Here is a 7,876-nt window from a genome sequence, read left to right as displayed (position 1 = left end):
TACCATCGGCTCAAGCTCACCGCCTGAGCCACCAAACCAAGTCTCCGGACATGCCGGGGCGGTTCAGTCTCCGCAGTGGTGGACGTGGTGGCTGTGGCAGTTCCAGGACCGGCGACGAGCAGGTCCTCCAGGGCGGTCAGTCCGACCATGTTCACCGGCTTGAGCGGCACCTGGTCGAGGTGGAGTCCTGCCAGTGTCGGGGGCAGGTCGTGCAGCGCAGTCTGCTCGCGTTGCCGGATCGCCTCGTGCAGGGGGTCGCTCGTCGTCCTGTCCTCGGACAGCACGGCGTTGACGACGAGGTGGTTGGCCGGGATACCGAGTTCCGCGAGTTCGTCGCTGGTACGGGCCACCTCCCGCAGGGCGGCACCCTGGGCCCGGGTTACCAGCACCAGCCGGGTGGTGTCGGAATCCGTGAGGGCGTCCACCGCGGTGCGGTAGGTGGCGCGGTTCTTCTCCAGTCCGCTCATCGGGCCCAGGCAGGAGGCATCGCCCTTGCCGGTGTCGAGGAAGGTGGTCCAGTCGCCGGGCAGTTGGAGCAGGCGGATGGTGTGGCCGGTGGGTGCGGTGTCGAAGACCACGTGGTGGAAGCCCGCCGTCTGCTCGGGGTCGGCCAACAGCCCGGTGAACTCGTTGAAGGAGGCGATCTCGGTGGTGCAGGAGCCCGACAGCTGCTCGGTGATCGTCTCGATCTCCTGGACGGGCAGCAAGGCGCGCACGGGCCCGATGATCTTCTCGCGGTAGGCCTCGGCCGCCTGGTCGGGGTCGATCTCCAGGGCCGACAGCCCCGGCACCTGGCTGATCGGGGTGATGGTGTTGCCGATGGTGGTGGAGAACACCTGGCCGATGTTGCTCGCCGGGTCGGTGCTCACCAGCAGGACCCGCTTCCCAGCACGGGCCAGGGTGACGGCCGTGGCACAGGCGACGCTGGTTTTGCCGACGCCTCCCTTGCCGGTGAAGAACAGGTGGCGGGGCGGGTTCTCGAGGAAGTGCATGGCGTTCTCCAGTCCGTTCGGTCCGCGGTGTGTCAGCAGCAGCCCGTGCCGCCGCAGCAGTCGCCCGAGTCACCGGCCATCTGGAGGGGTGTGTGGCCCGTCGACGGGACGGGGGTGCCCATACCGGCCCAGCGCCGCAGCTCGTCACGGGTCGGGTAGCGACCGGTGAGCACGGTCACGCCGTCGACGAGGGTGAGCGGAAGCCCCTCGGAACCGACGGTCTGCACGAAGGTGACGGCCTGCGGGTTCGCGGTGAAGGCCTGCGGGTCCGTGCCCAAGTTGGTGCGGGCGATGTCGGCGCCTGCGTCCTTGAGGGCGTTCAGGTCGGCGGTGAAGTCGACCAGCGCCTGGTCGACGTCGTCGCCACACACCCCGGTGTTGCAGCACAGGGCGGGCTCGAAGACACGAATGCTGGGCACGGGAACCTCCAAGAACGAATCGATGAACATCTATACGTTGACCCTAGCAACACATCGACGCCCGTCAATACGTTGGATAGGGTGACATGCATGACCGCAACCACCACACCGATCGAACTCCATGTGGCGAACGAGTGCTGCCCTCCCTCGGCTGGCGGGCTCGGGGAGGCGACGGCACAGCAGCTCGCCGCGCTGGCGAAGGTGCTTGGCGACCCGGTGCGCCTGCGGATCTATGCGCACATCGCGGCCAGCGAGTGCTCCAGTGTGTGTGCCTGTCACCTGCCCGAGGTGTTCGGCGTCAGCCAGCCCACGCTCTCGCACCACCTCAAGAAGCTCGTCGAAGCGGGACTGGTGGACCGGGAGATGCGCGGCCGGTGGGCGCACTTCTCCATCCACCCGGGAGGCCTCGCGCTGCTGCGCGGCTTCCTCGATTCCCTGCCCGAGTGAGGATTCAGTCCATGACCAAGCCCAGCGTGCTGTTCGTCTGCGTCAAGAACGGCGGCAAGAGCCAGATGGCCGCTGCCCTCGCCCGCCTGCACGCCGGTGACAGCGTCGAGGTGCACTCCGCCGGAACCCAGCCCGGCACCAGGCTCAACGAAGAATCACGCGCCAGCGTCGAAGCCGTCGGCGGCACCTTCGACGGGGAGTTCCCCAAGCCCATCGACCCAGACCTCCTGCGTCGGGTCGACCGCGTCGTGGTCCTGGGTGACGAGGCGGCCGTCGAGCCCCTCGACGGCATGCGCGGCGCCGTCGAGACCTGGCACACCGACGAGCCGTCCCTGCGCGGCATCACCGGAGATGAACGCATGGATCTCCTGCGCGACGACATCGACGAGCGAGTGCTTCGACTCCTGAGCGGCCTGGCCGTACTGCCCGGGGACGTTGATCAATCGTGAGAAGGGCGGCTGATTGCCGCAGGCGGTGTGGGGCCGGTGCTGGTGGTAGTAGTGCCGCCAGCCCTCCAGGGCGTCGCGGCGCTCTGTCTCGGAGGCGTAGCAGCGGGCGTAGCAGCGGGCGTAGGCCCAGCCGTCGGCCAGGGTGAGGTGGAACCGCTCGCTCTTGCCGTTGGTCTGGGGACGGTAGGTGCAGGTCTTCTTCACCGTGACCCCGAGTTGATCACAGACCTGGCGCCAGACGCGTGAGCGGTAGGCGTGGCCGTCGTCGGACAGTACCCGCTCGACGACCATTCCTCGGCGACGGAACCACTCGACAGCCCGGACCAGGGCCCCGGGGTGGTCGTGTTCGTAGCGGCGGACGGGTTCGGCGGTGGCGCGATCGAGATGCGCCAGCCGGTTGAGGTGGCATGACGAAGAGGATTCGGTGGACCGTGGACGGGGCGATCACGAGCCTGGGTGCGGTCCTTCGCGGAGCCGCAGGCGCAGGCTGACGCAGCGCTTGACCACCTTGGGGTCGGTCCGGTTCGGGCTGCGGTGCGGCCGCGAGGAGCTGTCCTGCAGTGGTTCACCGGCGCGGTAGCGATCAGCCCAGCGCTTCACAGGGGGCCAGGACACCTGAAATCGGGCGGCGACCTCGCTGACAGGTCAGCCCTCATCAATGACGAGCTGCGCGACATTCAGACGGTGCCGGGGCGTGAGGGCTGCGTTCTTGTGGGCCATGGCGGCCCCCCTTCTGCATGGGCATGGCACCGCAGTCTGTCGACTGCGGTGCCATGTGGTGTGCGGGTCAGGCGTGGGTGGGGGTGGCGATGATCTCGCCGTGGGGCAGGAAGAACCAGGCGTCGGGGTGCCGACCCCACTGCCTCCACTGGTCGGCGATCGAGCGGATCTGTTCCGGCGTGAGGCCCTGTCCGGCGGCTCGGTCGGCGAAGGAGGATGCCAGAACGCGGTCGGCCTGGGAGTTGCCCCACCAGCTCGTGGCCTCGGGCGTCGCGTAGGTCCATGTCGAGGACTGGGTCACCTCGACGTCCAGGCCAGCTGCACGGGCCCAGGCGCGCAGTCTGCGGCCGGCGTAGGGTTCGCCGCCCAAGGCGCGGGCGGATGCACTGTAGATGGTGCGCCAGTGCTCGATCCCCTCCATCAGCGGGTACCAGGCCATCGCCCCGTAGTCGGCATCACGGACAGCGATGATGCCGCCGGGCTTCACGAAGTCAGCCATTGCCTTCAGGGCCGCCACCGGGTGGGCCAGGTGCTGCAGGACCTGGTGGGCGTGGACGATGTCGAACGAGCGCGGTTCCAGGTCAAGGGCGAACAGGTCGCCGACCATGAAGCGGGTGCTCTGGGCGCCTCGTTCGGATGCTGCCTGCTGGGCTGTGGCGATGGCCTCCTCGGAGAAGTCGACGCCCACGACGGGCCCTTCGGGTCCGACCAGGGTGGCCAGGTCCAGCGTGATGGACCCGGGCCCGCAGCCCAGGTCGAGGACCCTCTGGCCCGGCTCGATCCGGTCGAGGAAGTAGGCGCAGCTGTTCTGCGCCGTCCGGGTGGCATGGGAGGCGAGGACGCTGGGCTGGTGGCCGTGGGCGTAGTGGCTGGTCTGCGAGGACTGTGTCTGGGACGTCATGGCGCAACGCTAGGAGAGGGTGTCTCTAGATATGAAACATTGATCTCATTATTTGAGCCGCCCGAGCGATGCGATGCGAAGGCGGTCCAACGCTGCTGCGAAGGTGCCCATCTCCAGGGGTGCAAGTTGCTGTCGAAGATGGTCGTCGAGTTCCTGTACTCGTTCATCGGCCAGCGCCAGGCTCGACCGACCCCTCTCGGTCACCGTCAGAACCATGGCCCTGCCGCCATGAGGCGAGCGCTCGGCCGTGACGAATGATGCGTCGACAAGGCGGTTGACCGTCTGGCTCATGGCCTGCTGGCTCACTCCGCACGCCTGGGCCAGTTGAGAGGCGGTCGAACCGTTGCCGCGGGCCAGCAACAGCAGCGCGTTGTATTGGGCCTTCGTGAGGCCACTGTCCACCAGGGCCGCATCCTTGGCGGACTGGGCGGCCTCGTTCGCTTGACGAAGTTGCGACAACAGACGATCCAAGGGGTTCATTCCGCAATGTTACAAGTGATTGTGTCAAAACGAGAGGTTGTTCATCGATCAACCTGTCCGGTTGGTACAGCTAGGGGCGGGGGCCGGGAGCTGTGGGCGAGCAGCGACAGGCACCCCGTCCGATCGTCGCAATGTTGTGATCGCGGCCGTTCGTGCCGGATCGCCCCTGTTCCTGCAGGGGCGATGCGTGACCAAGTGCCGTGATGCAGCCCTTTGTGCCGTGATGTGGATCCTCAAGGGGCGATGGTCTCGCGGGGACGGGAAGTGCGACGAGCGGGATTGCCAAGGCGTCGTGGTGCAGGCATGGATGGGGCAGCCTCGCGATGCGGTCCGGCAGTGTGACGAAACGGTGAACGTTGGGTGGGGCTGCCGTTCAGGGGGTTCTCAGGAAGCGGCTGCCCGGCTAGCTTGGCAGACGGACCCACCAGCCCCCTCTATCTCCCGGAGATCCCATGTCCACAGCATTCCAGCGCACCCCCATCGGGCGGTGCGTTGCCGCGGCCCTCGGCCTCGGCGTGATGGCCACCGGCCTGGCCGCCCTGCCGGCGGCGGCGGCCGCCGACCACCTCGTCGTCAACGAGGTCTACGGCGGTGGTGGCAACAGCGGCGCCACCTACACCCACGACTTCGTCGAGCTCCACAACCCCACCGGCCAGGCCGTCGACCTGAGCGGCCACCAGCTGCTCTACTACTCGGCCTCGGGCAACCTGGGCAACACCTGCACCCTGTCCGGCAGCATCCAGCCCGGCGGCTACTACCTGGTGCAGCAGGCCAAGGGAACCGGCGGCAGCCAGCCCCTGCCCACCCCCGACGCCACCTGCACCGCTGCCATGAGCGGCACCGCCGGCAGCGTCGAGCTGAAGGCCCCCAGTGGCGCCACCGTGGACCTCGTGGGCTTCGGCACCGCCACCCGCGTGGAGAAGGCGGCCGCACCGGCGCCCTCCAACACCACCTCGGTGAGCCGCAAGGACTTCCAGGACACCGACGACAACTCCGCCGACTTCGCCACCGGCGCTCCCAGCCCGCAGAACGGGGCCACCACTCCCGCCCCGGTGGACCCCACTCCCACCCCCGACCCGAGCACCAGCCCGACGCCCACCCCGGAGCCCACGCCCACCCCGGCGCCGGAGCCCACCCCGGGCAGCCAGGTCTCGATCGCCGACATCCAGGGCACCGGCAGCACCACCCCGCTGGCCGGCCAGACCGTGACCACCACCGGCGTGGTGACCGCCACCTATCCCACCGGCGGGTTCAACGGCTTCTACGTGCAGACCCCCGGCAGTGGCGGCAGCCCGAAGGCCGCCGGCAGCGCCTCGGACGGCATCTTCGTCTACACCGGCACCGCGCCCACCGCGAAGGTGGGGGAGTGCTGGACCATCACCGGTGTGCCTGCCGAGTTCAACGGCCTCACCCAGATCACCAAGCCGCAGCTGGCCCCGGCCACCGACTGCGCCGCGGTGAAGCCCACCGAGCTGGCGAGCCTGCCCGTCACCAACGCCGACAAGGAGCCCTACGAGGGCATGCTGGTGCTGCCCCAGGGCACCTGGACCATCACCAACAACTACGACCTCAACACCTACGGCCAGATCGGCCTGGCGGTGGGCGAGAAGCCGCTGTGGCAGGCCACCGACCGGGTGCCCTACACGGAGGCGGCCGCCTACGAGGCCGAGCAGGCCAAGCGCTACATCACCCTGGACGACGGCTCCAGCTGGAACTACATGCAGAACGCCACGGCCAAGCAGTCGCCGATGCCCTGGCTGAGCCAGGACGAGCCGATGCGCACCGCCTCGCAGGTCAGCTTCACCCAGCCGGTGATCCTGGACTACCGCTTCCAGTGGAACTTCCAGCCCACCGGCCAGATCGTCGGCGCCACCGACGAGCAGGACCCGCTGGCCACCGAGAACACCCGCCCCACCGCGGCTCCGGCCGTCGGCGGTGACCTGCAGCTGGGCGCCATGAACGTGCTCAACTACTTCACCGACCTCGGCAAGGACGAGACCGGCTGCGCCTCCTACAAGGACAAGGACGGCAACCCGGTGGGCGCCAACGGCTGCACCGTGCGCGGCGCCTGGAGCGAGCAGGCCTTCCGTGGCCAGCAGGCCAAGATCGTCGCCGCGCTGGAGATGCTGGACGCCGACGTGGTGGGCCTGATGGAGATCGAGAACTCCGCCGCCTTCGGCCACGACCGTGACGCCACCTTGAAGAACCTGGTGGACGCGCTGAACGCCAAGGTCGGCGCCGGCACCTATGCCTACGTGCCCAGCCCCACCGTGGTGCCCGGCAGCGAGGACGTGATCCGGCTGGCCTTCATCTACAAGCCCGCCGAGGTCAAGCCCGTCGACGCCTCGGTCATTCTGATGGACCCGGCCTTCGCCAATGCCCGCCAGCCGCTGGCGCAGAAGTTCGAGTCGGTGGCCACCGGCCAGCAGTTCGTGATGGTGGCCAACCACTTCAAGAGCAAGGGATCGGGTGCCGACGACGGCACCGGCCAGGGACTGTCCAATCCCTCTCGCGAGGAGCAGGCCAGGGCCGTCACCGCCTGGACCGAGCAGATGTGGCCCGACGAGGCCGTCTTCATGGTGGGCGACTTCAATGCCTACACCGAGGAGACCCCGGCCCGGATCATCGAGGCCGCCGGCTTCACCGACCTGGTGCGCCAGTTCAACCCCGAGTCCACCAGCTACCAGTTCGCCGGCCGGCTCGGGTCCCTGGACCATGCCTACGCCAATGCCGAGGGCCTGGCCCTGGTGACCGGTGCCGACGACCTGGACATCAACGGCGACGAGTCCGTGGCGATGCAGTACTCGCGCCGTAACTACAACGTCACCGACTTCTACGCGCCGACGCCCTATGCCTCCAGCGACCACGACCCGGTGCTCTTCGGCATCAAGGACCAGAAGGCGGCCCTCCCGACGCCGGTGATCACCCCGAAGCAGCAGTGCACCAGCTTCGGCTTCACCGTGGCTGACGCCCAGGCCGGCGACCAGTTGCGGATCGACGGCACCTGGAACGGTCAGAAGCAGACCACCACCGTGGCGGTGAACGAGCAGGGCTGGTGGAGCGGCTCCAAGCCCACCTGGACCGAGGCCACCGCCGTCGTGGTGCGCAACGGTCAGGTGCTGGAGGAGACCCGCGTGTCCATCAGCCAGAAGCCCGAGTGCAAGCCGGTGATCAGCTCCTACCAGGACAAGCGCAGCTTCGGCTTCAAGGTCAGCCCGATCCAGCCCGGTGACCAGCTGCGTATCACCGGCACCTGGAACGGCCAGAAGCAGTTCACCACGGTCACCCTGACCGAGGCCGGCTGGTACAGCGGTGCGAAGCCGTCCTGGAGGGACGCCTCGGCCGTCGTGGTGCGCGACGGCGTGGTGCTGGAGTCCACCCGGGTGAGCATCACCAACAAGTAGTCAGCCCCACCGTGCAGCACCCCAGGGGCCCGTCGGAGCAGTTCTCCGGCGGGCCCCTGGCCGT

At 68.4% G+C, this 7,876-nt stretch carries 7 protein-coding genes and 1 pseudogene; 3 read left to right on the top strand and 5 right to left on the bottom strand.

From position 1 onward, the window contains the following. Together ABD073_RS13080 and arsD are read right to left on the bottom strand one after the other, a co-directional pair. Window positions 1–992 (bottom strand): TRC40/GET3/ArsA family transport-energizing ATPase (locus ABD073_RS13080; RefSeq protein WP_343875286.1); only part of this gene is annotated, 992 nt, incomplete at its 3' end. Window positions 993–1,024: 32 nt separating this feature from the next. Then, window positions 1,025–1,411: an arsenite efflux transporter metallochaperone ArsD gene (arsD, locus tag ABD073_RS13075; RefSeq protein ID WP_343875285.1), complete on the bottom strand. Its 387-nt coding sequence runs from the start codon at window positions 1,409–1,411 to the stop codon at window positions 1,025–1,027. 90 nt (window positions 1,412–1,501) lie between these two features. Between arsD and ABD073_RS13070 the strand changes: the two genes are divergently transcribed. Then, entirely contained in the window at window positions 1,502–1,858 is a 357-nt protein-coding gene (locus ABD073_RS13070) for an ArsR/SmtB family transcription factor (RefSeq protein WP_343875284.1), read from the top strand. Window positions 1,859–1,869: 11 nt separating this feature from the next. Beyond that, window positions 1,870–2,307 (top strand): arsenate-mycothiol transferase ArsC, encoded by a 438-nt coding sequence (locus ABD073_RS15575; RefSeq protein ID WP_386751333.1) that lies wholly within the window; start codon window positions 1,870–1,872, stop codon window positions 2,305–2,307. On the opposite strand, the pseudogene ABD073_RS13065 reads toward ABD073_RS15575, so the two are convergent. The 3 genes and pseudogenes from ABD073_RS13065 to ABD073_RS13055 form a co-directional block, all read right to left on the bottom strand. After that, window positions 2,278–3,027: pseudogene (locus ABD073_RS13065) on the bottom strand (integrase core domain-containing protein); the annotation flags it as partial. The gene ABD073_RS15575 and the pseudogene ABD073_RS13065 overlap by 30 nt on opposite strands. A 67-nt stretch (window positions 3,028–3,094) precedes the next feature. After that, a complete protein-coding gene (locus tag ABD073_RS13060) occupies window positions 3,095–3,928 on the bottom strand; it encodes a class I SAM-dependent methyltransferase (RefSeq protein WP_343875282.1) in 834 nt (277 codons plus the stop codon). 48 nt (window positions 3,929–3,976) lie between these two features. Then, on the bottom strand, window positions 3,977–4,408 hold the full coding sequence (locus tag ABD073_RS13055) for a MarR family winged helix-turn-helix transcriptional regulator (protein WP_343875280.1): 432 nt from the start codon (window positions 4,406–4,408) through the stop codon (window positions 3,977–3,979). 452 nt (window positions 4,409–4,860) lie between these two features. Between ABD073_RS13055 and ABD073_RS13050 the strand changes: the two genes are divergently transcribed. Further along, window positions 4,861–7,812, top strand: coding sequence for an ExeM/NucH family extracellular endonuclease (locus ABD073_RS13050; RefSeq protein WP_343875278.1), 2,952 nt, complete (start codon window positions 4,861–4,863; stop codon window positions 7,810–7,812). The last annotated feature ends 64 nt before the right edge of the window (window positions 7,813–7,876 follow it).

It is taken from the genome of Luteococcus peritonei, assembly GCF_039526385.1.
GTDB classification, from domain to species: domain Bacteria; phylum Actinomycetota; class Actinomycetes; order Propionibacteriales; family Propionibacteriaceae; genus Luteococcus; species Luteococcus peritonei.
Note: the sequence above shows the minus strand (reverse complement) of the source record. Positions and strands in the feature narration are given on the sequence as shown.

Coding starts and splice junctions, on each gene's coding strand:
- ABD073_RS13060 (WP_343875282.1), bottom strand. CDS start 3,928: ATGACGTCCCAGACACAGTCCTCGCAGACCAGCCACTACGCCCACGGC.
- ABD073_RS15575 (WP_386751333.1), top strand. CDS start 1,870: ATGACCAAGCCCAGCGTGCTGTTCGTCTGCGTCAAGAACGGCGGCAAG.
- ABD073_RS13050 (WP_343875278.1), top strand. CDS start 4,861: ATGTCCACAGCATTCCAGCGCACCCCCATCGGGCGGTGCGTTGCCGCG.
- ABD073_RS13070 (WP_343875284.1), top strand. CDS start 1,502: ATGACCGCAACCACCACACCGATCGAACTCCATGTGGCGAACGAGTGC.
- ABD073_RS13055 (WP_343875280.1), bottom strand. CDS start 4,408: ATGAACCCCTTGGATCGTCTGTTGTCGCAACTTCGTCAAGCGAACGAG.